Origin of the sequence: Brevibacterium picturae, assembly GCF_900105045.1 — a bacterium.
Lineage (GTDB): Bacteria > Actinomycetota > Actinomycetes > Actinomycetales > Brevibacteriaceae > Brevibacterium > Brevibacterium picturae.
Genome location: NZ_LT629739.1, coordinates 4,358,469 through 4,381,699, shown reverse-complemented (window position 1 = coordinate 4,381,699; position 23,231 = coordinate 4,358,469). Strand labels below are relative to the sequence as shown.

Genomic DNA, 23,231 nt, shown 5'->3' with positions numbered 1-23,231 from the left:
TGGTTCGCTTTGTCGTGGACCTTGGGTCTTTGCTAAGCTGACACAACATGCGCAGGTAGCTGCGCCTTTCCTCCGTAGCTCAGTTGGCAGAGCATTCGACTGTTAATCGAAGGGTCGCTGGTTCGAGCCCAGCCGGGGGAGCCGCCAAGGCCCCGTCCAGATGGACGGGGCCGTTGTCGTGTCTGCGCCACTGGAGCATTCGACCGCATCGGGTTCTCGGCCGCATCGCGGAGACCGCGATCGGGAATAGTTGATCGATCAAGTAGGTTGTCGAGGGCATGAAGGCATTCGGGTTCTTGAGTTTCGGTCACTACGGGTCGGGAAGCGCTCCAGGGGAGTACGGGGCGAAGGAGGCATTGCAGCAAGCAGTCGAGATCGGTGTCGGGGCCGACGAGATCGGCGTCAACGGCGCCTATTTCCGAGTTCATCATTTCGCCGAGCAGGCGGCTTCGCCGATGCCGCTGTTGGCGGCGATCGCGGCCAAGACCTCTCGCATCGAGGTCGGGACCGGCGTCATCGACATGCGTTATGAGAACCCTCTCTATCTGGCGGAGGAAGCCGCGGCCCTTGATCTGCTCTCGGATCAGCGTGTGGCGTTGGGCATCAGCCGGGGATCACCGGAACCAGCCGATCATGGCTGGGAAGCCTTCGGCTACAGCCACACCGACAGTGACGATGCGAAGGCCGCGAACATGGCCCGTGCGAAGTTCGCGAGGTTCCTGTCTGCAGTCAGAGGGGAGGAACTGGCACCGGCCGACCCGATGCAGTTCGGCCCCGGGAAGAAGCTGCGCGTCGAACCTTATTCGCCCGGCCTCGATCAGCGCGTCTGGTGGGGTGCCGGTACCGCGGCGACCGCCGAATGGGCAGCGGCTCAAGGCGTGAATATGATGAGCTCAACCCTCCTGACCGAAGCCACTGGCGCTTCCTTCGGTGAACTGCAGCGTGATCAGATCGACCGCTATCGCGCGGCGTGGCAGGCCGCAGATCATAACTGGACCCCACGAGTGTCTGTTAGCCGCAGCATCTTCCCGATCACCACGAACCTCGATGATCTCTACTTCGGTCGACGCTCCGGCGGACAAGGTGATCAGATCGGCATCATCGACGGAGCTCGCTCGACCTTCGGCAAGACCTATGTGGGCGAACCTGACGACCTCATCGAATCGTTGAAGGCCGACCCTGCCGTCGAAGCCGCGGACACAGTGCTGCTGACGATTCCCAGTCAGCTGGGAGTGGATTACAACCTCCACATCCTGGAGTCCTTCGCCAGCTACGTTGCACCGGCTCTGGGGTGGGAGCCCAGTACTGCTGGACCGGTGACCGGGCACGCAGGGTGATTCCGCCCGTTGTCTGAGCACAGACACGTATGATGAGACAGTCCCCTTATAGGGGGTAGTCGAATCGATGTGGTTTCGTGCGGTGATCTCTGTGCGGGGCACGGTCTGAACAGAGGTGATCAGGTGAGCGAAGGCCAGCGTATGAATCAGGTACAGAGACGAATCGTCCTGATCGGTCTCGTCCCGCTCTTCATGTCGCTGCTCTCGGTCTCGATCATCAACGTCGTTCTTCCCGCCATTGAGACCGACCTCCAGGCGTCCTCGTCGGCGCTCCAATGGGTCCTGACAGGCTATGCACTCTCATTCGGAGTCGTGCTGGTCGCTTCCGGCCGGGCCGGTGACGTCTTCGGCCGCGGTCAACTGTTCATGATCGGGGTGGGCCTGTTCGGCCTGGCCTCACTTGTCGCCGGCATCACCCCCGGCACCTTGACCCTCAACATCGCCCGCGTGTTCATGGGGCTCGGATCAGGACTGCTCAACCCTCAGGTCGTGGGCCTGCTGCAGCAGTATTTCCACGGGCCGCAACGCGGGCGAGCTTTTGGGCTCATGGGTACGACTGTCGGGCTCTCCGTCGCCACCGGTCCAGTCCTCGGTGGTGTCTTCATCGCGCTCTTCGGCCCTGAGCTGGGCTGGCGTGCGGCATTCCTCGTCAACGTGCCATTCGCCGTCATCTCCCTCATCCTGGCCAGAAGCTGGCTGCCTAAATCGGCCTGGCACCCCATCGAGGACAACGACAACACAGATGCGGACCCAGCGGCCGCCTCGGCGACTGATCGCACTTTCCCGAAGCGGGATCGCGACCTCGACCCGGTCGGAGTCATCCTTCTGGGAGTCGGAGTCCTCCTTGTGCTGCTGCCCTTCGTCGAGTCATCGGTCGGGTGGTTCATCTGGCTCGGCCTGCCGCTGGGACTCTTCACGATCTGGCTCTGGACGCGATGGGAACACGGATATTCCGCCCGTGGGCACGCACCCATGGTCGATCTCAAGCTGTTCAGCATCAAGAGCTTCAGCAACGGCTCGATCATCATCACCCTCTATTTCATGGGCGTGACCAGCGTCTGGGTGCTCATCGCCATGTACATGCAACAGGGCCTTGACCACACCGCGCTGGCTGCAGGAATGATCGGACTGCCGGCAGCGCTGCTCTCGGCTGTATCGGCGGATGTGTCTGGACGTTTCGTATTCCAGATCGGACGCAGACTCGTCGTCTGGGGAATCATCACCTGCCTGGTGGGCCTGGTCTCCACGATCGGAGTCGTCTTCCTGCTCACGCAGGGCATCGGCAGCGAATGGTGGATGCTGCTGACTTTGTGCTTCATCGGTGCTGCACAGGGCATGGTCATCAGCCCCAACCAGACCCTGACGCTGCAGGAGGTGCCCCTGAAGTACGCGGGATCGGCCGGGGGAGTTCTGCAGACTGGCCAGCGCATCGGAACGTCGATGGGTTTGGCCATCATGACCGCATTGGCCTTCGCCGTCACCGCCGTCAGCGACTGGAACATCGGCATGATCAGCTCATTCGCAGCGATTGCGGTCATCGTGGTCGTAGCCGGAATCGTCGGTCTGACTGAAGTCAGGCGCGGTCGCCGCCGTCAGCTCTGAGCGCAATAATGTTACTGATTTTAGACAATCCGAAGTGTCCCCATGTGGAAGACTGTTTACGCACGTTTGCCCATGGAAGGACATATGGTGGTTGAGGCGGTACACGATCTGGACCTGGCTCTGGAGGAGCTGGTGCGCTCGGGTGGGATCGAAACCTATTTCGCCCCCGTCGTCGACGCGTACACATTCGACAAGGTCGGCTATCAGATCCTTCAGGCTCCCATCGATGACCCGGCTCTCGGCCATGCCGAATCCGAAAATCTCCGGCGGGAGATGCATGCATCGGCAATGATCGGCGACATCGATGCCTCGCTTCGAGCAACGGCTCTGAGAACCGCCGAGGCGGCCGGGCTGCCCAAATCGAACCGACTCTTCCTCCACGCCGAAGGCGAATCCTTCGCCACCCTCGAAGATCGCACCGAAGAGCCGGACCGGTCCGTCATTCTTCAGCTCGACGCCTCCCGAGTGTCCTCCTCTCCGGCATCCGTGCTCCGCGCGGTCCGCCAGGCGAGGTCAATGGGATGGGGTGTGGGAATGTCATCGGTCGGCGCGGATCTGCGCAGCACTTCCTTCGTCCCGCTGGTCAACCCCTCTGTGGTCGGCCTCCACCCCGATGTGCTGCGTATCGACAGCGATTCGCATCTGGCAGAACTCAACCGCCTTCTCCATGCTCACCTCGAACGCAGCGGCGCAGTGATCCTTGCCGAAGGTGTCACAACCGAAGACGATTTCGATCGCGTCCGCGCGCTCGGTGCTCGCTTCATGTCGGGGCCCTTCTTCGGCCCCGCAACCAAGGAGCCCGAACCTTTCACGGAGCCGATCGAAGACGGGCTGGTCGATCACCATTCGCGTAACCTGCCGGCGTTGGGAACGCCCTACTCGATTGCCCAGGGGCTGCGGCGTGAACCGCTGGTGATGAACCGTGAGCTGCTGATCGCGCAGATCGCCGCTCTTGAAGAGCGGGCTCTGGCTTCAGGTGCTGCGACGGTCACCCTCGGTGTCTTCGGCGAAGACGAGACATTCTCCCAAGCCACCCGCGATCGCTATGAACGCATTCGCGACACGGTCGGACTGACCGCGATGTTCTCCGGCGGATTCACTGAACCCCCGATTCCGGGTGTGCGCACAGGAGTTGTCGATGCCTCCGATCCCATGCGCAATGAACATGGCGTCGTCGTGGTCGGTCCGGACTGGTCTGGTCTCGTGGCCGCGTCCAAGCGCAACGACCCCGGCAGCGACGGTCAGACCGTCTTCGACGTCTACATCACGACCGAACGCTACACCTGCGTCGATGCAGCCCGAAGTGCACTGACACGCATCTCACCGGTCACCTCGGCGAGCTGACTCGCCTAGCCGGCCCACCTCATTGAGCCTGGAATCGGCGGTGGCTGCGAGCCGAGAGCCTGATGCTCAGCGTGCCACAGGTGGGACGAATGGGGCCGGACTGCCAGTTGGTGCTAATCTTGTTTCTGGCTCGCCCCCGTAGCTCAGCTGGTTAGAGCAGGGAACTCATAATTCCTTGGCCGCCGGTTCAAGTCCGGCCGGGGGCACCACCGCGTCAGTCGCCGTTCTTGACTCCGAGCCCGCGGTCGCCCGGGGCGTATACAGCTCCGGAGAGTGGTGCGACGGCCGTCCAGCCGGCACCGGGACGACCATCAGCCACCATTCGTGCAACGCGTTCCTTCTCCGATTCCATCTCTGAGACGATGTTCGCAAACGTTGCCGAGGCCTGCATATTGTTCGCCGATCTGCGGCTTCGAACTGTGTGCGTCGGTGCGCCGGCTTCGTAGGAGGCGAATTCGATTGCGAACTCGGCGCCGAGTTCATTCGCGACCCGGCCTGCCATGTCAATGCCCATGGCGGTGAAAGCACGAGCAGCGCTCGGCGATTTCCACTCCAGATCCGAATCCAGTGAGTCGTAGTACGACTGTTCCCACTCTTGCAGCACACAAATCAGTTCGGACGAGAGCCCAGAGCCCACATAGTCCACGGGGCCATCGAGCCAGAGCACGGTGTCAGCATAGTCCGGGAATATTCGTACAGTGTGCGAATCCCTGTTCTCTTGCGCAATATCGCCATGGTAAGGCAGGAGGTCCATGAATCCGTATTGACCACCTGCGTCCGGGAAGCGGGCAGCTCGCAGAGGCGCTCTCATCACGTGTCCCTTTGAGGAACTTGACCACACGCCACGCCACCAGGTATTTCAGTGCTTGGTGCACGGGCAAATCTCGTCTATCATGGGCTGTAGCACCTCCATTCGGATCGTAGGGGAAGACGTATCCGAGGTAGGAGGCACAAATGGATATGACACAGGGCGTACTATTCGTCCACTCAGCACCTCGCGCGCTATGCCCGCACATCGAATGGGCAGCGGGCGGGGCGATCGGTGCACAGGCACGCTTCGACTGGACACCCCAGCCGGCAGCACCAGGCCTTGTGCGCGCCGAAGTCTGCTGGCGTGCGCCAGCGGGCTCGGGTCCTCGCATCGCTTCAGCCCTCCGCGGCTGGGAGTCGTTGCGCTATGAAGTGACCGAGGAACCCTCCGTCGGAGTCGACGGAGGACGCTGGAGCCACACTCCAGATCTCGGCATCTATCACGCAGTCACCGACTCTGCCGGCAACATTCTGGTCCCCGAAGACCGCATCCGCTCCGTCATGGAACGTGCCTCCGGTGATCCGATCAAACTCTCCACTGAGATGGCTCTGGCCCTGGGCGAAGCCTGGGACGAGGAGCTCGACGCCTTCCGCCACGCAGGCGAGGGCGCACCGGTTCGCTGGCTGACGAAGGTCGGCTGACACTCTCAACCAAACACGCGACACAGCAGCGGAGCCGTCGGAGAGACGGTTTGACCGAAGCCCGGTCGTCACTGGTTACCGCTCTGGGCACACCTGCCTACCTCGGGTGTGCCCAGAGACGTATGCGCTCCTTATTTGGCACTGCCATGACCTCGAGTCAATCAACGCCAATTCGGAATATGTCGTCGCCGGCGACGACATATTCGAGCTTGGTGTCGAAACGAGCCGGCAAGGCGAAGGTGCGCCGCGACGCTCATGGCAGCACAGCAGAACAGCCTCCGTCCCGCCAGGGACAGCTCTGCCTGGGGCCAGTCAACCCGAGGCACTCAGGCAACAGCAGTTCAGGCCCCCAGCAATGAAGCTGAGGGCCTGAGCTGCTGTTGCATCACACGGAGACGAACAAAACCTCCGCAGGCATCAGTAAGGCATCAATGAGTCATCAGTGCTGCAGCACAGCATCACACGGACTTGAAGGCGACAACGGCGTTGTGCCCGCCGAAGCCGAACGAGTTCGAGATCGCGGCGATGTCTCCGGCAGGCAGCTCTGCGGGAGTGTCGCGGACGATGTTGATGCCCACGACCTCCGGGTCGACCTCGTCGATGTTGATCGTCGGGGGAGCGGTGCGTGTCTGCAGCGCCTTGACCGTCAGTATCGACTCGACGGCCCCCGTTCCACCCAGCAGGTGGCCGGTCATCGACTTGGTCGCACTGACCAGCGCATCGCCGACGTGAGAGCCCAGCAGTTCGCTGATGGCCAGCGACTCAGGAATGTCACCGACCGGAGTCGAGGTCGCATGCGCATTGACGTGCTTGATGTCGGCAGGGCTGAGCTCCGCGTTGTCGAGCGCGCTCTGCATCGCTCGCAGCGCGTACTGGCCGCCGGGTTCACCACCGGTGATGTGGTAGGCGTCGTTCGAGATGCCCCAGCTGGACACCTCGGCGTAGATTGTCGCGCCACGCGCCTTGGCGTGTTCCTCGGTCTCCAGGATGAGGGTCCCTGCTCCCTCGCCCATGACGAATCCATCGCGATCGACGTCGTAGGGACGGGATGCGGTCTCAGGGGAGTCGGTGCGACGTGACAGCGCCTGCATGGAGTTGAACGAAGCGATCGTGATCGGGTGGATCGCGGCCTCGGAGCCACCGGCGATGACGATATCGGCGTGGCCGTTGGCCACGACGTCGTAGGCGTGTCCCAGGCTCTCGGTTGACGAAGCACAGGCGGAGACCATGGTCTGGACGCCTGCGCGGGCCTTGAACTCCATACCGATTGCCGCGGCAGGGCCGTTGGGCATGAGCATCGGCACAGTCAGAGGCATGACCCGGCGTGGGCCCTCTTCCTGCAGGGTGTCCCAGGCGTCGAGCAGAGTCCAGACTCCGCCGATTCCGGTCGCCCAAGAGACTGCGGTGCGGTCAGGATCGGTCTCCTCGAGCCCGGCGTCGGCCATGGCTTCACGAGCGGAGATCAGAGCGAACTGTGAGGAGGGGTCGAGGCGTTTGGCCTGGACGCGTTTGAGATTTTCGGGAACGACCTGTGGGTCTACCTGTGCTGCGAAGTCGACGGCGAGGCCGTACTTCTCGGACCAATCATTGTCCATTGTGTGGACGCCGGACTCGCCGGCCAGAGTGGCTTGCCACGTGGCATCGGCCGTCGCGCCCAATGGGGTTACCGCACCAATCCCGGTGACGACAACTTTAGGTGTCATGGTACAAACCTCGTCGATAGAGTGGACACGGCCCGTCTGTGGACGGGCCGTGTTCGGGTGGTTTCTCAGGCCTCTTGAGCCTTGTTGATGTAGTCAACAGCGTCCTGGACGGTGACGAGGTCCTTGACGTCGTCATCCGGAATCTTCACGCCGAACTTCTTCTCAGCGTTGACGACGATGGTCATCATCGAGATGGAGTCGATGTCGAGGTCATCGGTGAAGGACTTGTTGGCCTCGACTGCTTCCACAGCCAGACCGGTTTCTTCGTTGACGATCTCTGCCAGTCCAGCGAGGACTTCAGCTTCGGTGAATGCCATTTCTTTCCTACTTTCTAGTGTCAGCCGAGGGTTGTTCGACCGGTTGAGGAACTTTTCGACGAGTGTCCCGCCGAATATCTTAGAACATTCACGGAGAGTTTTCCGCGAATGGGCCCGTTTAAGGGAGGCGGATCACCTGGGCGCCGAAGACGAGACCGGCTCCGAAGCCGATCTGGAGAGCCAATCCTCCACTGAGCTCGGGTTGTTCGCGCAGCAGACGTTCGGTGGCCAACGGGATGGAAGCCGCCGAGGTGTTGCCGTTGTCTGCGATGTCGCGCGCGATGACGACGTGCTCGGGCAGCTTGAGCTGCTTGGCGAGTTCGTCGATGATGCGCATATTGGCCTGGTGGGGGACGAAGGCCGCGAGGTCGGAGGCGTCGATGCCGGATTCGGCAAGTGCCTCCTTGGCCACCTCGGCGCCGTCCCAGACAGCCCAGCGGAAGACGGTCGGCCCGTCCTGGCGCAGAGTCGGGAACGGGGTGTCGCGATCATCGCGGACGTCGTAGAGCGACTCGGTCATGCGGATCGTCGACCAGTTCTCACCCTTCGAACCCCAGACGGTCTTCGAAATGCCGGGCTCATCGGATGAGGAGACGACGACAGCGCCGGCTCCATCACCGAGGATGAACGAGATCGAACGATCCTCGGGATCGATGACCTCGGAAAGCTTCTCAGCACCGATGACCAGGATGTTGTCCATCGCACCCGAACGCACGAGAGCGTCGGCCTGACCGATGCCATAGCAGTACCCGGCGCAGGCCGCGCTGATGTCCCAGGCGGGGATGGGCCCGGTGCCCAGGCGGGCGGTCAGCGCCGCTGCCGCAGATGGGGTGAAATATTCGAATGTGACGGTGGAGATGATGATGCCGCCGATGTCTTCGGGTTTGAGACCCGACGAGGCGATCGCCTCGAGAGCGGCTTCTTCGCACATATCCAGGACGCCGACATCCTTGCTGGCCCGACGCCGTGTGATGATGCCGGTGCGCTGGCGGATCCACTCGTCCGAAGAGTTGATCGGGCCTGCGATGTCATCGTTGGTGACGAGGTTTTCGGCACGGTATGCGCCGATGCCCGTGATCGTGGAGAAGCTTCCGGGTTCTGCGGTCTTCAGTGTAGGCATGGTGGTCTTCCTTTGATGGTCAGGCGTGGGCCGCGGCGAACTCACGCGCACCGTCGAGGTCGGCGGCGGACTTGATGGCGAATGTCTCCACGCCCTTCATGGCGCGTCGTGCGATTCCGGTCAGCGTGCCGCCGGGGACGAGCTCGATCATTCCGGTGATCCCCGCGTTCAGCAGAGTCTCCTGGCACAGATCCCAGCGCACCGGGTTCGTGACCTGCTTGACGAGGCGCTCCACGTAATCCTGACCGCTCTCGACGACTGTTCCGTCGGAATTGCTCAGGATATAAGAGGCAGGATCGGCAACTTCGAGCGCCGAGGCGGTGGCGTTCAATTCCTTTGTCGCCGGCGCCATGTACTCGGTGTGGAAGGCACCAGCCACGGGCAAAGCGATGACACGTGCCCTCTCCGGCGGGTTCTCGGCCAGCTTCTCCAGATCCGCCAACGATCCCGCTGCCACAGTCTGTCCGCCGCCGTTGACGTTGGCAGGGCTGACACCGGCGGCCTCGATGGCAGCCAGGACGTCGTCCGGGTCGCCGCCGACGACGGCCGACATGCCGGTGGGAGTCTGGGCCGCCGCAGCTGCCATACCTGCTCCGCGGACTGCGACGAAGCGCATGGCATCGGCAGGAGAGAAGACACCGGCGATCTGCGCGGCAGCGATTTCACCGACCGAGTGCCCGGCGACATACTCCGCTGTGACTCCGAGCTCAGCGGCGCAGGCGATCGCTGAAGCGACGAGCAGCGGCTGTGCCAGTGCTGTGTCCTTGATGGTCTCGTCGTCCGATTCTGTTCCGTGCAGTCGCAGGTCGATCCCGGATGCGGCGGAAAGTTCGTCGATCTGTGCGGCGAAGGCGTCGAGTTCCAGGAAGGAACTCAGAAAGCCCGACTTCTGGGCCCCCTGGCCCGGGCACGTGATTGCTAGCACTCAGTTCTCTTTTCGCTCGACTTCAATGTTCAATCTAGTGGATAGTGCGCTGGGCTCAGTGTGTTTTGTCGGTGTTCGACAATAGCCCTGCATCTGACAGTCGCCCGTAGACCAATGCGATGTGGATGACGAAGGCATCACGGGAGATCGTCGGATCGAGTGAGATCGCCGAGGTGATCTTCCGCAGTCGGTATCTCACCGTGTTCGGATGGACGGAGAGAGCCTTGGCCGTGGCTTCCAGAGATGACCCGAACTCGACGTAGGCGCTGACCGTCTTCAGCAGCTGTCCGGTCCCCGACGTCAGTGGTTCGTAATAGCGGCTGATGAGTTGCCCCAGGGCGACGGTGTCTCCCGACAGTGCGCGTTCGGGCAGGAGCTCTTCGGCCTTGACCGGACGCGGAGAGTCGGGACGGGCCGTGGCGGCCTTGAGCGCCATGATCGCTGCCTTCGCCGAGGTGGCGGCCTCCGCGAGACTCGGAACACTGGGTCCCACGATGACCTCCGAGGGTCCGAAGCAGTCGGAGAGATCCTCAACGGCCGTATCGAGATCGGTGGCACCGCCGAGGACGATGAGCAGCCGGTTGTCGTGAATGCCGACGAGCGCGTCATCGGCCCATTTCCGAGCCTTGCGTCGGATGACGTCGAGGCCTCGCTTGGCCGATCTCTGGGGTGCCCGCCCGACGAGGACGCTGACGGGGCCCTCGGACTGCCAACCGAAGGCTGCGGTGCGGCTGGCCAGCTCATCGACGGAATCGCCGCGGACCAGGGCATCGACGACCATAGCTTCCAGACGAGCATCCCAGCTGCCTCTGGCCTCGGCGGCGCGGGCATAGACATCGGCGGCGGCGAAGGCGATCTCACGGGAATAGACGAGGACGGCTTCCCGCAACGCCGGCTGTTCGACCGTGCGCGCAATGTCGGGCACCCTCTCCTCAACGACCTCGACGACGACCTTGAGCAGCTGGAGCGTCTGCTGCAGGCTGATGGCGCGGATGAGATCGCGGGGGGCGGATTTGAAGATCTCGCTGACGACTCGCAGGTCCGTATCAGGCTTGCGGTACCAGTCGATGAATGACGAGATGCCCGACTGGGCCAACAGTCCGACCCAGGATCGGTCGGAGGGAGACATGCCGCGGTACCAGGGGAGCCGAGCTTCGAGTCGCTGCAGGGTCACAGTGGACAGGACTCCCACTCCGGCCCGCAGACGTCGTGCCGTCTCTGCGCGGCGCCGGAGCGTCTCGGCATCAGTTGTCATAGGCACCACTTTAAAGGCTTGAGCACAAATTGCTTGTATGCGACACACAAGTTTTTGTCGAATGACACAAGTATGGCCGGAGCCTTGGAGACTCCGGCCATACTTGTGCGGTATCGATTTCACCGCCCAGGGCGGTGGATCAGTGCGGTGGGTTCAGGCCCCCGCGCCTTCGGTCGATCCCGACGCCCCCGCGGTGACGTCGTCGAGTCGGTACTTCCGCGCCGCCTCGGCGGCCTTGTCGATGGAGATCGCGCCGGTGTCGGCCAGGGACATCAGAGCCTGTGTCACGACGGAGGGTCCGTCGACGTGGTAGTAGCGGCGAGCGGCCGGACGGGTGTCCGAGATCGCATAGCCGTCGGTGCCCAGGGAGGTGAAGTGGCTGGGCACGTACTGACGGATCTGATCCGGAACCGCCCGCATGAAGTCCGAGGTCGCCACAACGGGTCCATCGACCTCGGCCATCTGCTGGGTCACGTACGGCACACGTGCTTCGCCATCAGGATTGAGCAGTCGCTCGTCTTCGACGGCCAGGCCGTCGCGACGCAGCTCGGTCCATGAGGTCACCGACCACACATCAGCCGATACGCCCCAGTCCTCGGCCAGGAGCTCCTGCGCCTCGAGGATCCACGGCACACCCACGCCGGAGGCCATGAGCTGGACCTTCGGGCCGCCGTTGTCCGGACCCTTGGACAGCAGGTACATGCCCTTGAGAACCCCCTCGACGTCGAGGTCGTCTGGCTCAGGAGGCTGAACCATCGGCTCGTTGTACATGGTGAGGTAGTACATGACGTTGGGGTCACGTTCATCGTCCGGATCGTACATGCGGTGAATGCCATCGCGGACGATGCGGGCGATCTCGTAGGTGTAGGCAGGATCGTAGGACACGATGGACGGATAGGTCGACGCCAGCAGGTGCGAATGACCGTCACCGTGCTGGAGGCCTTCCGCCACCAGCGTGGTCCGGCCGGCGGTGGCGCCGAGGACGAATCCACGGGCCATCTGATCGCCCGCCGCCCAGAAGAAGTCGCCGCTGCGCTGGAACCCAAACATCGAATAGAAGATGTAGAACGGGATCATCGGCTCGCCGTGTGTGGCATAGGAGGTGCCGACAGCGGTCAGCGCCGCGGTGGCACCAGCCTCATTGATGCCCATGTGGAGCAGCTGGCCGTCGGTGGCTTCCTTGTAGGCGAGGAACAGGTCGCGGTCGACCGAGATGTAGTTCTGGCCGTGCGGATTGTAGATCTTCGCCGTCGGGAAGAACGAGTCCATGCCGAAGGTCCTGGCCTCGTCGGGGATGATCGGCACGATGCGCTTGCCGAACTCCTTCTCGCGCATGAGGTCCTTGAGCACGCGGACGAATCCCATGGTGGTCGCGATCGTCTGCTTGCCCGATCCGCGCTTGCCCGCGTCGAAGGCCTTGTCGGAGGGCAACTTGAGATCGATGTGTGTGCTGCGTCGTTCGGGGGAGTACCCGCCCAATGCGGCGCGGCGTTCCTGCAGGTACTTGATCTCCGGAGCGTCCTGCCCGGGGTGATAGTACGGCGGCAGCTTCGGGTCGGCCTCAAGGTCCTTGTCCGAGATCGGAACCTGGAAGTGATCGCGAGCCAGCTTGAGGTCATCGATCGTCATCTTCTTCATCTGGTGGGTCGCATTGCGGGCCTCGAAATGAGGTCCCAGCGAGTAGCCCTTGACGGTCTTGACGAGAATGACCGTCGGCTGACCGGTGTGCTCGGTCGCCGCCTTGTATGCGGCGTAGACCTTGCGGTAGTCGTGACCGCCGCGCTTGAGGTTCCAGATCTCATCGTCGGTGTAGTCCTCGACCATCGCCTTCGTGCGGGGATCGCGACCGAAGAAGTTGTCGCGGACGAACCCGCCGGACTCACCCTTGTACGTCTGGTAGTCACCGTCGGGAGTGGCGTTCATGAGGTTGACCAGGGCCCCGTCACGATCCTTGCCCAGCAGGGCATCCCATTCGCGACCCCACACGACCTTGATGACGTTCCATCCGGCACCGCGGAAATAGGCTTCGAGCTCCTGAATGATCTTGCCGTTGCCGCGCACCGGACCGTCGAGGCGCTGCAGATTGCAGTTGATGACGAAGTTGAGGTTGTCGAGCTCTTCGAAGGCGGCGACGTGGAGCATGCCGCGACTCTCCGGCTCGTCCATCTCACCGTCACCGAGGAACGCCCAGGTCTGCTGTTGAGACGTGTCCTTGATGTCGCGCTTGTGGAGGTACTTGTCGAACTGCGCCTGCGCTATCGCATTCACCGGGCCCAGGCCCATCGACACGGTCGGGTGTTCCCAGAAGTCGGGGAGCTGATGAGGGTGCGGATAGGAGGGCAGTCCGCCGGGCTTGCCGTCGATCTGGTGGGACTGCTGCTGACGGAAGCCGTCGAGGTCCTGTTCGCTCATCCGGCCTTCGAGGTAGGCGCGAGCATACATGCCGGGGGAGGCGTGGCCCTGGTAGAAGATATGGTCGCCGCCGCCGGGATGGTCCTTTCCCCGGAAGAAGTGGTTGAGGCCGACTTCGTAGAGTGTGGCAGAGGACGCGTAGGTGGAGATGTGTCCGCCCACCTCGACACCGGGCCGCTGCGCTCGATGGACGAGCATTGCGGCATTCCAACGGTTCCAGCGGCGATAGCGGCGCTCGACCTCTTCATCACCGGGGAACCACGGCTCGTTCTCTGGGCCGAACGTGTTCACATAGTCGGTGGCCGTCAGGCTGGGCACACCGATGCGCTTCTCCCGCGAACGCTGGAGCATTCGCAGCATCACGTAGCGTGCGCGTGACCGTCCGCCCTCGTCGATGAGGCCGTCCAGCGATGCCAGCCACTCCTCAGTCTCTTCGGGATCGATGTCGGGCACCTGGCTGGGCAGCCCGTTGAGAATCGGTCCGCCCTGTTTCCGGTTGTCCACGGTGTGGTCCTCTCTTCCGCTCCACGATCTTTGTTGTGTCGAGATCCGGCTGTTCAAGTGGAATGGAAGTTCAAATCATGATTGAGCCCAGGGTCCACCAGATACTCCCATCAGCCTAGTACTCCCGCGAGAACTTCGCTGGGCCGAAATTCTGTGATCTCGATGACGAGTTCGTAGTCTTCGATGCCCTTTGAGGCCGATTGCATCAGCTTGACGCGCCGTCATTTGCGCCTGCGACACACTTGACGGAACAATAAGGGCATGAGTAACTCCTCTCCTGAAAGGACATCTTCCACGTCGACCCTCCCCAACGAGCTGGGCCAGAACCTTGGTTTGGCTGCGGGAGACTATGTGCAAGAAATCGGCTACGACGATGACGTCGACTTGGACCTGTGCCAGGCGATCGAAAACATCATCGGTGAGAAAATCGCGGACGGTGATGTCGACGATGTCTTCGACATCATTCTGATGTGGTGGCGTTCCGACGATGACGACCTCATCGATGGTCTCGTCGACGCACAGGCCACATTGAAGGATGGCGGAGTCGTCTGGCTCCTCTCTCCCAAAGCAAGTCGCCCCGGCCACATAAGCCCGGCCGACATTTCTGAGGCAGCCCCCACGGCTGGCATGCACGTGACTTCAACGGTCAGCGCAGCCGATCACTGGGCCGGTTTCCGTTTGGTGGGCAAGAAGAACCATTCATGATCCTTCGGCCCGGCGACCGGGCCCCTGATTTCTGCGTTCCCGATCAGTTCGGGTCCACGCTCCACCTCGCCGAGGCTCGCGGCCGATCGGCTGTCATCCTCGTATTCTTTCCATTCGCTTTCTCGCCCGTGTGCGGTGACGAGATCAAAGCCCTTGACGACCTGGGGCAGTCACTGGCGAATGCGGCTGAACCGGTCGAGATCATCGGCATGTCCGTCGATTCGAAGTACACACTCGCCGCGTGGTCAGAAGCTCGTGAGGTCAGTCTTGACCTCGGTGCGGACTTCTGGCCACACGGAGAGGTGGCGAAGTCCTACGGGGTCTTCGACGACCTTCACGGCGTGGCTGAGCGTGGAGTCTTCGTCATCTCTTCAACAGGTACGATCGTGACCAGTCGTCAGGTCGCTCGAACCGAAACCCGTGACTTCTCCGTCGATGTCGCTCATGCTCGAGCGCTCTGCGGCAGTGATACAACGGCACAGTGACTCTCAGATCGTCCAAGGAGGAATGAACCATGGCTACCATCTTCACCAAGATCATCAACGGCGAGATTCCCGGCACCTTCGTCTACCAGGATGATGTGTGCGTCGCGTTCCTCGATGTCGCACCGATGACCGAGGGCCACGTTATGGTCGTGCCCAGGGAAGAGATCTCGCATTGGATCGACGCGGACCAGGACCTGCTCAATCACCTGATGAAGGTGGCACGTCAGGTCGGTCGCGCCCAGCAGGAGGCTTTCGACTGCGAGCGGATCGGCATGCTGGTCGTCGGATACGAGGTCCCGCATCTGCATATCCACGTCTTGGCGACGAACTCGATGGACGACTTCGACATCTCGGACCGTGCCCCCATGCAGAGCCCCGAAGCGCTGGCAGGGCCCGCCGAGAAGATTCGGCGAGCCCTGGAACAGCAGTCCTGATCAGGCGTCGAGGTAGAGGTTGAGTGAGTCTCGAACCAACTCCGCCCCCGCCACGCCACCGTAGTTGGCGCCGAACCGCGGATCACTGACGTACATATCGGCGAGACCGCGGACGTAGCCGTCGAGGTCACCGCCGGGATCATGCGCCGGTGTCCCCGGTGTGGCACTGAGCCACTGCACGTGACGGCGCGCTAGATCCTGGCAACGATCCGATTCGGGGCCGGCCCCCGCCTCGGCGGCCTTCATCCAGTCCTGACTCAGCCGTTCAACATCGGCCTTCCACGACTGCCTATCGTCGGGACTGAGAGACTCCCACCACCCGGCGGATGCCTCATAGGCCTCACGGCCCCAGCGTCGTGTGACTTCTTCCTTGTGCACTCGATGGTCGAATCCATCGAACATCTCCTCTGCCATGAGAGGTTCACCTGCTTCCAATCGTGCGATGGTCGCGGTGACGGAGACGATCTGCCGATCGATCCGGGCACGCTCGCGTCCGAGGCTGTGCACGTGGTCGGACAATGCCGCAATCGGATCCTCGGTGCTCTCGAGCACCTCAGCGATCCGGGCCAAAGACATCCCGAGTTCCTTGAGCAGGAGGATGCGCTGGAGGCGCACCAGCCCGCTCTCGTCGTAGTATCGGTAGCCGTTGTCGGCGATGTACGTCGGCGGCAGCAGTCCGATCGCGTCATAGTGACGCAGTGTTCGGCTCGTCGTCCCCGTCATCCGCGCTGTTTCCTTTATGGACCAGTCCATGACGATCAGCTTAGAAGTTGACGTCGCGTCAATGTCAACGAGGCGGGCGAAGAAGACTCGGCCTGGACGTCCAGCCGGGTCGAATCCGTCGGTTCAGGCAGCTGCCCTGCTCGCGTCGAGGGCGGCGATGAGATCATCTTCCAGGTCATCGACGTGTTCGAGACCGACAGAGAGCCGGATGAGACCGTCGCCGGGTTTGGCCGTGGCCGCGACCGGCCTGTGGGTCAGCGATGCCGGGTGCTGGATGAGCGTGTCGGCACCGCCGAGGGACACTGCGTGGACGACGAGGCTGCAGTGTTCGACGAAGCTGCGTGCCGCGTCGAATCCGCCGGCGAGTTCCAGTGCGATCATTGCGCCGCCTCCGGACATCTGGCGCCCGAGCAGCCCGCGCGGATCCTGCCCGTTCAGACCCGGGTAGTGGACAGCTGTGATCGCCGGGTGCGCTGCCAGACGCTCGGCCAGTTCACCCGCGGTCGTCTGTGCCGCGCGCATGCGCACGGCCAGGGTGCGCAGTCCTCGGTGGAGGAGGTAGGCGCCCATCGGGTGCAGCAGGGCTCCCGTGATCGCTCGGACCTGACGCAGGCGCATAGCCCAGTCGGAGTTGGTGGCGATGATGCCGCCCATGGCGTCTCCGTGTCCGCCGAGGTACTTCGTCGCGCTGTGGAGGACCAATGCTGCACCGTGTCTGATGGGCTGTTGGAGGACCGGAGTGCAGAAGGTGTTGTCCACGAGCACCGGAACGGTGCCGGCGGCGGCAACGACGCTGTCGAGATCGACAAGGTCGAGGCTGGGGTTGGCCGGGGTCTCGACGATGACGAGTCCAGTGTCGTCTTGGATCGCCGAGGCGATCTCTGCTTCCTTCGCCCAGGTGACCGTCGTGCCCAGCAGGCCGGTTTCGAGGAGGTGATCGCTGCCGCCATAGAGCGGACGCACCGCGACGATGTGGGGCGTTCCGGCGTTGACTGCCGCGAGGAGTGCCGCCGTCATGGCGGCCATGCCGGTTGCGAAGGCGACTGCTTCGTCTGCGTGTTCGAGTTCGGCCAGGGCCGTTTCGAAGCGCGCGACGCCGGGCTGCCACAGGCGCTGATAGACGGCCGAGTCGCCGTCCTTGAGCGCATGGCCGGTGGCGAGCCATTCGTAGGAGTCGCCACCGGTGGCGACATCGTTGACGGGGTTGGTCGTCGAGAGGTCGATGGCCGGAACGTGGACGCCCGCCTCTGTGAGGCCATCCATCCCGCCGTGGACCATGAGTGTTTCTGGGTGCATTGAGTTCATGTGAGCATTCAAGCCATACCTGCTACGAACTGCAAACAACCGTCAAGTATCTGTGATTTTCCATGATCTGCTCGAAGATCCTTGATCGTCATGTGCCAGACTGTGAGGCATGTCGCAGAAAGTGGAACTCGATGATATCGATCGACGGCTGCTCACGGCGCTTGGCGAAGACGCCAGAGCTTCCGGCACCGTCTTGGCCACCGCTGTGGGGATCTCGGAATCCACGGTCTCGCTTCGTCTCAAACGATTGCGGACCCTGGGCGTGATCAAAGGGTTTCGTGTCGACATCGATGCCGCGGCTGTAGGCATTCCGCTGCAGGCGCTGATCTCGATTCGTCTGGCCAAGCACGACCGGGCGGAGATCGATGCCTTCACCGCGGCGGCTCCGCAGTTTCCCGGAGTCGTGCGGATGTACCACATGGCCGGTGCCGATGACTATCTGCTCCACATCGTCGCCACCGACACCGAGGCGGTCCAGTCCTTCGTCCTCGACTACCTCACCCGGTATCCTGCTGTCGCCCATACCCGGACCAATCTCATCTACAAGGTTCAGGACGGCACCTCGTGGATTCCCGACGGTGCCTGAGCATCGCTGCGGTGCCTCACCACTGCAGAGAGTCCATAATTGAGCCATGACGACACAGAAGACTCAGCCCACCGGTGCCGACGTTGATGAGTTCCTCGCGCAGGCCACCCCCAACAAGCGTCGCGAAGACGGGATTGTGTTGGGGGCGATCTTCACCGAGGTCACCGGTGTGAAGCCCGTGATGTGGGGGCCATCGATCGTGGGCTACGGACAGTACGAGTACATCTCACCGTCGAATCCGCGCAATCGTGGCGTGTGGCCCAAGACAGGATTCTCACCGCGCAAGGCTCAGCTCTCGCTCTACGGGCTCAAAGACTCATCGGCTGGGGCCGCGCTGCTGCCCAGCCTCGGCACGTACACCGAAGGTGCCGGATGCGTGTATGTGCGCAAGTTGGCCGACATCGACGAGGCGGTGCTGCGCAGACTCATCAGTATCGCCTTCGAACGGCGCGACGATCCCGAGTCCGCGCTCTGAGCGCAGCGTTGCGCGTGTGCGTCATGGTCGCACAGTCGTGGTCACGCATGACTGTCGAGTTCTCCGTATCCGCCATGAGGCTCAGTGGCGGCTGGTGATCGTCAGTCCCTGTTTGCGCTGATGGACTGAGAAGTATCGCAGGCCCAGCGTTGCATCGGCCAGGAAGCGCCGCTGAGAGCGACGCGGCAGCCACACGATCTGGCCGGGTGTGAGAGGGATCGTGGTCAGCTCTGTCTCGAGGGTTCCGCCGCCATCGAGGACATGGATGAGAACGTCGAGTTCCGGCCCCCTGTGTTCCTTGATCTCACCACCAGGAGACAGGGCGATGATGTTCGCATCGAGATCGCGCTGCAGAGGCTGGAGCTGCCACACGGATCCGGAGTTCTCGGCAACACCACCCAGTTCGCCCACATCTGCGAGAACGCGGGGGAGAGGTGTCGCTGCTCGTTTGCTGATGAGGACCCGGAAGTCCCCGTCCTCCGACGGCTTCGATTCCCACCCAAGCGCCTCGGCGAACTCTGCTTCCATCTCGATCTTGAGGTTCTTGGGTTCGTGGTCGTTGATGAGGATGAGGCCGGAGCCGACGTCGAGCCTCTGATAGGCCTCCATGATGAGCGGATGCCGCTCGGGCTTCGGCACCGTCCGCACATCGATGGTTTCGGGCCTGGGGCTCTCGGCCATATGCAGTCTCCAATGCCGGTCTGGGGTCGATCAACTACAAGCTAGCATCAGAACTGCAAGGCGGAAACATGATTTCATGTGACCAGGCATCGACTGAAACGGTCGCTCGATACGGTGGGTGACGAACAGGCAGCCGTCGAACGCGCAGAACAGGACTGATGATGACCGACAATTCACACACGCAGAACCTCGCCGAACTCACTGACGAGCTTCTGAATAAGGCTCGAAGTGCCAACAGCGGACGGGCCGCACACGGAGTCTACAGCGGTCAATATCTCAAACAGGCCCTGTTGACACTGACCGCAGGAACCACAATGGCCGAGCATGACTCGCCGCCGGAGGCAACCCTGCAGGTGCTGAAGGGGAGCGTGGCACTGTCAGCTGCGGAGGAGACGTGGGAACTTCGCAGCGGTGACCTCATGACGATCCCTCCGCAGCGTCACTCCGTCACCGCGCATGAGGACGTTGCCTTCCTGCTGACCATTCGAACCGACGTCAGCTGATCGTTCAGATGAGCGTCAGTGAGGATTCCGATGGCTGTGACCAGGAGGAATCTTCACTGCGGCCGCACAGGGGACAAAAAATGTCGCGACATCGTAGAAACGATGTCGCGACACATTCCCCGCAAACGGGAGGTACCTCCTCATGGTCGGGATAGCGGGATTCGAACCCACGACCTCCTCGTCCCGAACGAGGCGCGCTACCAAGCTGCGCTATATCCCGTGACCAGGAACTACTATAGCGATGGTGACGCGTTCTGAAAAATCGGCACGGTCGACCATCTGCGAACGGAAGGAACGTCTCATTGGCACTGACTGCCGGGAGCATCACGACAACCGCCCTCGACATCCTGTCACGCTACGGTTTGGGTGATCTGTCGATGCGCAGGCTGGCCCGTGAGCTCGACGTTCAGCCCTCCGCCCTGTATTGGCATGTCAAGGACAAGCAGGAGCTCTTCGTCCTCATCGCGACACGGATGAACGCCGAGATCAACGCCCGCTGTCCGCTGCCTTCTGATCCGCAGGTGACTGCGATGGGGCTGAGGGAGATCCTTCTCTCATACCGTGACGGTGCTGAGATCATGCTGCTGGGCTACTCGATCGCCCCCGGCGAAGTGACTCCCGACGCTTTGAGCGTCGAGTCCCTGGGTCACGCGGTTTCGCACGGTGTGATGGCACATGCGCTGGGTGTTGTGGCGATCGAACAGAATCGCCGACTCTTCGGCATTGAGTCGGCGGATTCCGGTGAGGAATTCGCGATAGCCACGGCCCGTTTGCTCAGTGCTGACGATGGTTGAGTTTCCCAGAATGGAAGACGGACTCACGACCCCGCCGATTCGGGAAGGGCTCCCGCTTCCGACGGTGAGACTGTCTGCAACTCTCAGCGCATTTCATCTGCTCGCCTGCCATATGGCATACTGATCTAGCACGTTCGCGAGCATTGTTGCGAACCTGCAGTGGGGCCTATAGCTCAGTTGGCTAGAGCATCTCGTTTACACCGAGAGGGTCGGGGGTTCAAGTCCCTCTGGGCCCACCTTTCCGCTCCTCAGGCTCTCGCTCGATGGAACCCGATCACTCAACCTTCGCCGCTGACCCAGCTCATCTGCGCGGCTGCAACCCGCATCAGTTAAGACACAATTGCGCTTTCAACATGACAGCGCGGCCGCAAAGCCGATAGGCTGAATCTATGTGTCCACCGGTACGCCCACAGCACTGATCTGGGCCCCCACCACCGGGTTTCTACGATCTTCATTCGGCCAAAGGAGCGCCATCATGTCTACCGAAGAACAGCTGACAGGAACATGGGTCATCGATCCCATGCATACTCGCCTCGGATTCTCGACCCGACACGCGATGGTTTCGCGGATCCGCGGAGCGTTCAACGTCGTTGAAGGCGTCGTGAGCATCGATGCTGACGACCTGTCCAAGACCGAGGCAACGATCTCCATCGATGTCGACAGTGTCGATACGCGCACCCCGGACCGCGATGCTCACCTGCGAAGTGCGGACTTCTTCGACGTCGAGAAGTATCCGAAGATCACGTTCACGAGCACCGGAGTCGATGAGGTCGAGGAAGGCAGCTACATCGTCAATGGCGATCTGACGATTCGGGACGTCACCCGGTCCGTGTCGATTCCGCTTGAGCTCCTCGGCGTCGATCGTGACCAGAACGGTGTGCTCAGGGTCGGGCTTGAAGGCAAGCGCCGCATCGATCGCAAGGACTGGGGCGTGACCTGGAACACCAAGCTTGACTCCGGAGGCGTTCTCGTCAGCGACAAGATCACCTTGGAATTCGAGTTGGCACTGATCCAGGAGTAGTTGCTCGGACAGAGATAGATGTCCACGGAAACGGGCGGCAGGTGCGCGATTGCACCTGCCGCCCGTTTGCTGTCTGCGGAGTGCGGGCAGAAGGCAGCCTAAGTCGACGTGGGCGGAGACTGTGCCGGAGACTGCGCTTCTCCCTCGGAACCGCTTTCAGTCGGATCGTCCGGATCGGTGCCGCGCCATTTCGCGATGGCGCGCATGACCTGATAGATGATGATCGCCGAGGCTGATCCGAGTGCGATGCCTTCGAACTGAAGATCTCCAGGAGTCCAGGTGAAGTTGGCGATTGCGACGATGAGCGCAACGGCAGCGGTGTTGAGGTTGATCGGGTTGGAGAAGTCGACCCTGTTCTCCACCCAGATGCGCACACCCAGCAGACCGATCATTCCGTAGAGAACGGTTGCCGCCCCGCCGAGGACCCCGGGTGGGATGGTCGCGATGATCTCCCCGAACTTCGGCAGGAGACTGAGGACCAGAGCGATGATGCCCGCACACAGATACGCGGCCGTGGAGAAGATTCGAGTCGCGGCCATGACGCCGATGTTCTCCGCATAGGTCGTCGTTCCCGAACCTCCTCCGGAACCGGCGAGAATCGTCGAGAAACCGTCGGCGAACAGGGTTCTGCCGGTGACCTTGTCGAGATCGCGGCCGGTCATGGCCGACACGGACTTCACATGTCCGATGTTCTCGGCGATGAGGACGAAGACGACAGGCAGAAAGAGTCCCAGGTAGCCCAAGTCGAAGGCCGGTGCGTGGAATTCAGGCAGCCCGACCCAGTCGGCTTGACCGACAGTGGTGAAATGGATCTGGCCCTGCACCCATGCGGCACCGTAGCCGACGAGGACGCCGATGAGGATGGAGAGGCGTCCGAGCATCCCCCGAAACAGCACGCTTGTGACCAGAATCGTGACGATCGTGATCACGGCGGTCAGAGGAGCTTCCTTCACCCAGTCCCAGGCAGCCGGTGCCAGGTTGAGCCCGATGAGAGCCACGATGGCGCCGGTGACGACCGGTGGCATCGTGACCTCGATCCAACGCACTCCCGCGAAATGAACGACGATGCCCACCAGCGCGAGAGTCACGCCGACGGAGATGATCCCGCCCTGAGCGAGCGCCATGGCATGCGGCTCAAGGTCGTCACCGGAGGTGGCCGAGAATCCGGTGACGGCACCGATGGGTGCCAGCAGTCCGAACGACGCCCCCAGATACGAGGGCATCATTCCCTTGGTGATGAGCAGGAAGAGCAGTGTGCCGATGGCGGTGAAGAACAGCGTCGTCGAGGGCGGGAAGCCGGTCAGCAGCGGCACGAGGAACGTTGCACCGAACATGGCCACGACATGCTGTGCCCCGATGCCCACGGTCCGCGGCCAGCTCAACCGTTCCTCCGGGAGGACGGACTCACCGGGTCGTATCGTTTTGCCGTCTCCGTGCTGCTTCCAGCCCCGCCAGCCGTCGAAAGGGCTGGAAGCAGGTGTCGCCTCGTCGTGGGATGCCACCATTCGTCTCCTCATCCGCCTGCCCTCAGGCTGCGGCGTCTGCTCG

Annotated in this window: 23 protein-coding genes and 4 tRNA genes; 15 read left to right on the top strand and 12 right to left on the bottom strand. The window is 62.3% G+C overall.

Annotated elements, in window-relative coordinates:
- The first annotated feature begins 68 nt into the window (after positions 1-68).
- The 5 genes from BLT92_RS19995 to BLT92_RS19975 all read left to right on the top strand — a co-directional run bounded on the left by BLT92_RS19995 (position 69) and on the right by BLT92_RS19975 (position 4,492).
- Positions 69-141, top strand: a tRNA-Asn gene (locus BLT92_RS19995).
- A gap of 137 nt (positions 142-278) precedes the next feature.
- Positions 279-1,337, top strand: coding sequence for an LLM class flavin-dependent oxidoreductase (locus BLT92_RS19990; RefSeq protein WP_092108500.1), 1,059 nt, complete (start codon positions 279-281; stop codon positions 1,335-1,337).
- A 141-nt stretch (positions 1,338-1,478) separates the two neighbouring features.
- Entirely contained in the window at positions 1,479-2,939 is a 1,461-nt protein-coding gene (locus tag BLT92_RS19985; RefSeq protein WP_231938934.1) for an MFS transporter, read from the top strand.
- An 84-nt stretch (positions 2,940-3,023) separates the two neighbouring features.
- Entirely contained in the window at positions 3,024-4,283 is a 1,260-nt protein-coding gene (locus tag BLT92_RS19980) for an EAL domain-containing protein (protein WP_092108496.1), read from the top strand.
- A gap of 132 nt (positions 4,284-4,415) precedes the next feature.
- Positions 4,416-4,492, top strand: a tRNA-Ile gene (locus BLT92_RS19975).
- Positions 4,493-4,497: 5 nt separating this feature from the next.
- Here the strand turns inward: BLT92_RS19975 and BLT92_RS19970 are convergent.
- Positions 4,498-4,950, bottom strand: coding sequence for a hypothetical protein (locus tag BLT92_RS19970; protein ID WP_157691506.1), 453 nt, complete (start codon positions 4,948-4,950; stop codon positions 4,498-4,500).
- A 293-nt stretch (positions 4,951-5,243) separates the two neighbouring features.
- Between BLT92_RS19970 and BLT92_RS19965 the strand changes: the two genes are divergently transcribed.
- The gene (locus tag BLT92_RS19965; RefSeq protein WP_092109673.1) at positions 5,244-5,735 is read left to right on the top strand and encodes a DUF3145 domain-containing protein; all 492 of its coding nucleotides are present in this window, start codon (positions 5,244-5,246) and stop codon (positions 5,733-5,735) included.
- Positions 5,736-6,193: 458 nt separating this feature from the next.
- Here BLT92_RS19965 and BLT92_RS19960 read toward each other — a convergent pair whose 3' ends face one another.
- The 6 genes from BLT92_RS19960 to aceE form a co-directional block, all read right to left on the bottom strand.
- Positions 6,194-7,438, bottom strand: coding sequence for a beta-ketoacyl-[acyl-carrier-protein] synthase family protein (locus tag BLT92_RS19960; protein ID WP_092108492.1), 1,245 nt, complete (start codon positions 7,436-7,438; stop codon positions 6,194-6,196).
- A 65-nt stretch (positions 7,439-7,503) separates the two neighbouring features.
- A complete protein-coding gene (locus tag BLT92_RS19955; RefSeq protein WP_009882400.1) occupies positions 7,504-7,755 on the bottom strand; it encodes an acyl carrier protein in 252 nt (83 codons plus the stop codon).
- A gap of 118 nt (positions 7,756-7,873) precedes the next feature.
- Entirely contained in the window at positions 7,874-8,875 is a 1,002-nt protein-coding gene (locus BLT92_RS19950) for a beta-ketoacyl-ACP synthase III (RefSeq protein WP_092108490.1), read from the bottom strand.
- A 19-nt stretch (positions 8,876-8,894) separates the two neighbouring features.
- Positions 8,895-9,800, bottom strand: a complete 906-nt coding sequence (locus tag BLT92_RS19945) for an ACP S-malonyltransferase (RefSeq protein ID WP_092108488.1) — start codon at positions 9,798-9,800, stop codon at positions 8,895-8,897.
- A gap of 55 nt (positions 9,801-9,855) precedes the next feature.
- Positions 9,856-11,055, bottom strand: a complete 1,200-nt coding sequence (locus tag BLT92_RS19940) for a PucR family transcriptional regulator (RefSeq protein ID WP_092108486.1) — start codon at positions 11,053-11,055, stop codon at positions 9,856-9,858.
- 153 nt (positions 11,056-11,208) lie between these two features.
- Positions 11,209-13,971: a pyruvate dehydrogenase (acetyl-transferring), homodimeric type gene (gene aceE, locus BLT92_RS19935; RefSeq protein ID WP_092108484.1), complete on the bottom strand. Its 2,763-nt coding sequence runs from the start codon at positions 13,969-13,971 to the stop codon at positions 11,209-11,211.
- A 261-nt stretch (positions 13,972-14,232) separates the two neighbouring features.
- On the opposite strand from aceE, the gene BLT92_RS19930 reads away from it, so the two are divergent.
- From BLT92_RS19930 to BLT92_RS19920, 3 genes are read left to right on the top strand one after another with little or no spacing between them, the layout of a single operon-like run.
- The gene (locus tag BLT92_RS19930) at positions 14,233-14,676 is read left to right on the top strand and encodes a DUF3052 domain-containing protein (protein ID WP_231938933.1); all 444 of its coding nucleotides are present in this window, start codon (positions 14,233-14,235) and stop codon (positions 14,674-14,676) included.
- On the top strand, positions 14,673-15,161 hold the full coding sequence (locus tag BLT92_RS19925) for a peroxiredoxin (RefSeq protein WP_092108480.1): 489 nt from the start codon (positions 14,673-14,675) through the stop codon (positions 15,159-15,161). The genes BLT92_RS19930 and BLT92_RS19925 overlap by 4 nt, the downstream gene beginning before the upstream one ends.
- 29 nt (positions 15,162-15,190) lie before the next feature.
- Positions 15,191-15,595 (top strand): HIT family protein, encoded by a 405-nt coding sequence (locus BLT92_RS19920; RefSeq protein WP_092108478.1) that lies wholly within the window; start codon positions 15,191-15,193, stop codon positions 15,593-15,595.
- Here BLT92_RS19920 and BLT92_RS19915 read toward each other — a convergent pair whose 3' ends face one another.
- Together BLT92_RS19915 and BLT92_RS19910 are read right to left on the bottom strand one after the other, a co-directional pair.
- Positions 15,596-16,348, bottom strand: a complete 753-nt coding sequence (locus BLT92_RS19915) for a MerR family transcriptional regulator (protein ID WP_092108476.1) — start codon at positions 16,346-16,348, stop codon at positions 15,596-15,598. It abuts the gene before it with no gap.
- 93 nt (positions 16,349-16,441) lie between these two features.
- Entirely contained in the window at positions 16,442-17,623 is a 1,182-nt protein-coding gene (locus tag BLT92_RS19910) for a trans-sulfuration enzyme family protein (RefSeq protein WP_092108474.1), read from the bottom strand.
- Between the two features lie 109 nt (positions 17,624-17,732).
- On the opposite strand from BLT92_RS19910, the gene BLT92_RS19905 reads away from it, so the two are divergent.
- On the top strand, positions 17,733-18,209 hold the full coding sequence (locus tag BLT92_RS19905) for an Lrp/AsnC family transcriptional regulator (RefSeq protein WP_092108472.1): 477 nt from the start codon (positions 17,733-17,735) through the stop codon (positions 18,207-18,209).
- Positions 18,210-18,255: 46 nt separating this feature from the next.
- On the top strand, positions 18,256-18,684 hold the full coding sequence (locus tag BLT92_RS19900) for a DUF1801 domain-containing protein (protein ID WP_092108470.1): 429 nt from the start codon (positions 18,256-18,258) through the stop codon (positions 18,682-18,684).
- An 81-nt stretch (positions 18,685-18,765) separates the two neighbouring features.
- Here the strand turns inward: BLT92_RS19900 and BLT92_RS19895 are convergent, their stop codons facing one another.
- The gene (locus BLT92_RS19895; protein WP_092108468.1) at positions 18,766-19,365 is read right to left on the bottom strand and encodes a DUF2249 domain-containing protein; all 600 of its coding nucleotides are present in this window, start codon (positions 19,363-19,365) and stop codon (positions 18,766-18,768) included.
- A 161-nt stretch (positions 19,366-19,526) separates the two neighbouring features.
- Between BLT92_RS19895 and BLT92_RS19890 the strand changes: the two genes are divergently transcribed.
- Entirely contained in the window at positions 19,527-19,868 is a 342-nt protein-coding gene (locus tag BLT92_RS19890; RefSeq protein ID WP_231938932.1) for a cupin domain-containing protein, read from the top strand.
- A 143-nt stretch (positions 19,869-20,011) separates the two neighbouring features.
- Here BLT92_RS19890 and BLT92_RS19885 read toward each other — a convergent pair.
- Positions 20,012-20,088, bottom strand: a tRNA-Pro gene (locus BLT92_RS19885).
- Between the two features lie 82 nt (positions 20,089-20,170).
- Between BLT92_RS19885 and BLT92_RS19880 the strand changes: the two genes are divergently transcribed.
- From BLT92_RS19880 to BLT92_RS19870, 3 genes are all read left to right on the top strand, one after another.
- A complete protein-coding gene (locus tag BLT92_RS19880) occupies positions 20,171-20,662 on the top strand; it encodes a TetR family transcriptional regulator (protein WP_092108464.1) in 492 nt (163 codons plus the stop codon).
- 162 nt (positions 20,663-20,824) lie between these two features.
- Positions 20,825-20,898 (top strand) — tRNA-Val (locus tag BLT92_RS19875).
- A gap of 239 nt (positions 20,899-21,137) precedes the next feature.
- Complete coding sequence (locus BLT92_RS19870; RefSeq protein WP_092108462.1) at positions 21,138-21,683, top strand: YceI family protein; 546 nt, start codon at positions 21,138-21,140, stop codon at positions 21,681-21,683.
- Between the two features lie 98 nt (positions 21,684-21,781).
- Here the strand turns inward: BLT92_RS19870 and BLT92_RS19865 are convergent, their stop codons facing one another.
- Positions 21,782-23,188, bottom strand: coding sequence for a uracil-xanthine permease family protein (locus BLT92_RS19865; protein ID WP_197679648.1), 1,407 nt, complete (start codon positions 23,186-23,188; stop codon positions 21,782-21,784).
- Between the last annotated feature and the right edge of the window lie 43 nt (positions 23,189-23,231).

Coding starts and splice junctions, on each gene's coding strand:
- BLT92_RS19990 (WP_092108500.1), top strand. CDS start 279: ATGAAGGCATTCGGGTTCTTGAGTTTCGGTCACTACGGGTCGGGAAGC.
- BLT92_RS19985 (WP_231938934.1), top strand. CDS start 1,479: ATGAATCAGGTACAGAGACGAATCGTCCTGATCGGTCTCGTCCCGCTC.
- BLT92_RS19980 (WP_092108496.1), top strand. CDS start 3,024: ATGGTGGTTGAGGCGGTACACGATCTGGACCTGGCTCTGGAGGAGCTG.
- BLT92_RS19965 (WP_092109673.1), top strand. CDS start 5,244: ATGACACAGGGCGTACTATTCGTCCACTCAGCACCTCGCGCGCTATGC.
- BLT92_RS19960 (WP_092108492.1), bottom strand. CDS start 7,438: ATGACACCTAAAGTTGTCGTCACCGGGATTGGTGCGGTAACCCCATTG.
- BLT92_RS19955 (WP_009882400.1), bottom strand. CDS start 7,755: ATGGCATTCACCGAAGCTGAAGTCCTCGCTGGACTGGCAGAGATCGTC.
- BLT92_RS19950 (WP_092108490.1), bottom strand. CDS start 8,875: ATGCCTACACTGAAGACCGCAGAACCCGGAAGCTTCTCCACGATCACG.
- BLT92_RS19940 (WP_092108486.1), bottom strand. CDS start 11,055: ATGACAACTGATGCCGAGACGCTCCGGCGCCGCGCAGAGACGGCACGA.
- BLT92_RS19930 (WP_231938933.1), top strand. CDS start 14,233: ATGAGTAACTCCTCTCCTGAAAGGACATCTTCCACGTCGACCCTCCCC.
- BLT92_RS19925 (WP_092108480.1), top strand. CDS start 14,673: ATGATCCTTCGGCCCGGCGACCGGGCCCCTGATTTCTGCGTTCCCGAT.
- BLT92_RS19920 (WP_092108478.1), top strand. CDS start 15,191: ATGGCTACCATCTTCACCAAGATCATCAACGGCGAGATTCCCGGCACC.
- BLT92_RS19915 (WP_092108476.1), bottom strand. CDS start 16,348: ATGGACTGGTCCATAAAGGAAACAGCGCGGATGACGGGGACGACGAGC.
- BLT92_RS19910 (WP_092108474.1), bottom strand. CDS start 17,623: ATGAACTCAATGCACCCAGAAACACTCATGGTCCACGGCGGGATGGAT.
- BLT92_RS19905 (WP_092108472.1), top strand. CDS start 17,733: ATGTCGCAGAAAGTGGAACTCGATGATATCGATCGACGGCTGCTCACG.
- BLT92_RS19900 (WP_092108470.1), top strand. CDS start 18,256: ATGACGACACAGAAGACTCAGCCCACCGGTGCCGACGTTGATGAGTTC.
- BLT92_RS19895 (WP_092108468.1), bottom strand. CDS start 19,365: ATGGCCGAGAGCCCCAGGCCCGAAACCATCGATGTGCGGACGGTGCCG.
- BLT92_RS19890 (WP_231938932.1), top strand. CDS start 19,527: ATGACCGACAATTCACACACGCAGAACCTCGCCGAACTCACTGACGAG.
- BLT92_RS19870 (WP_092108462.1), top strand. CDS start 21,138: ATGTCTACCGAAGAACAGCTGACAGGAACATGGGTCATCGATCCCATG.
- BLT92_RS19865 (WP_197679648.1), bottom strand. CDS start 23,188: ATGGTGGCATCCCACGACGAGGCGACACCTGCTTCCAGCCCTTTCGAC.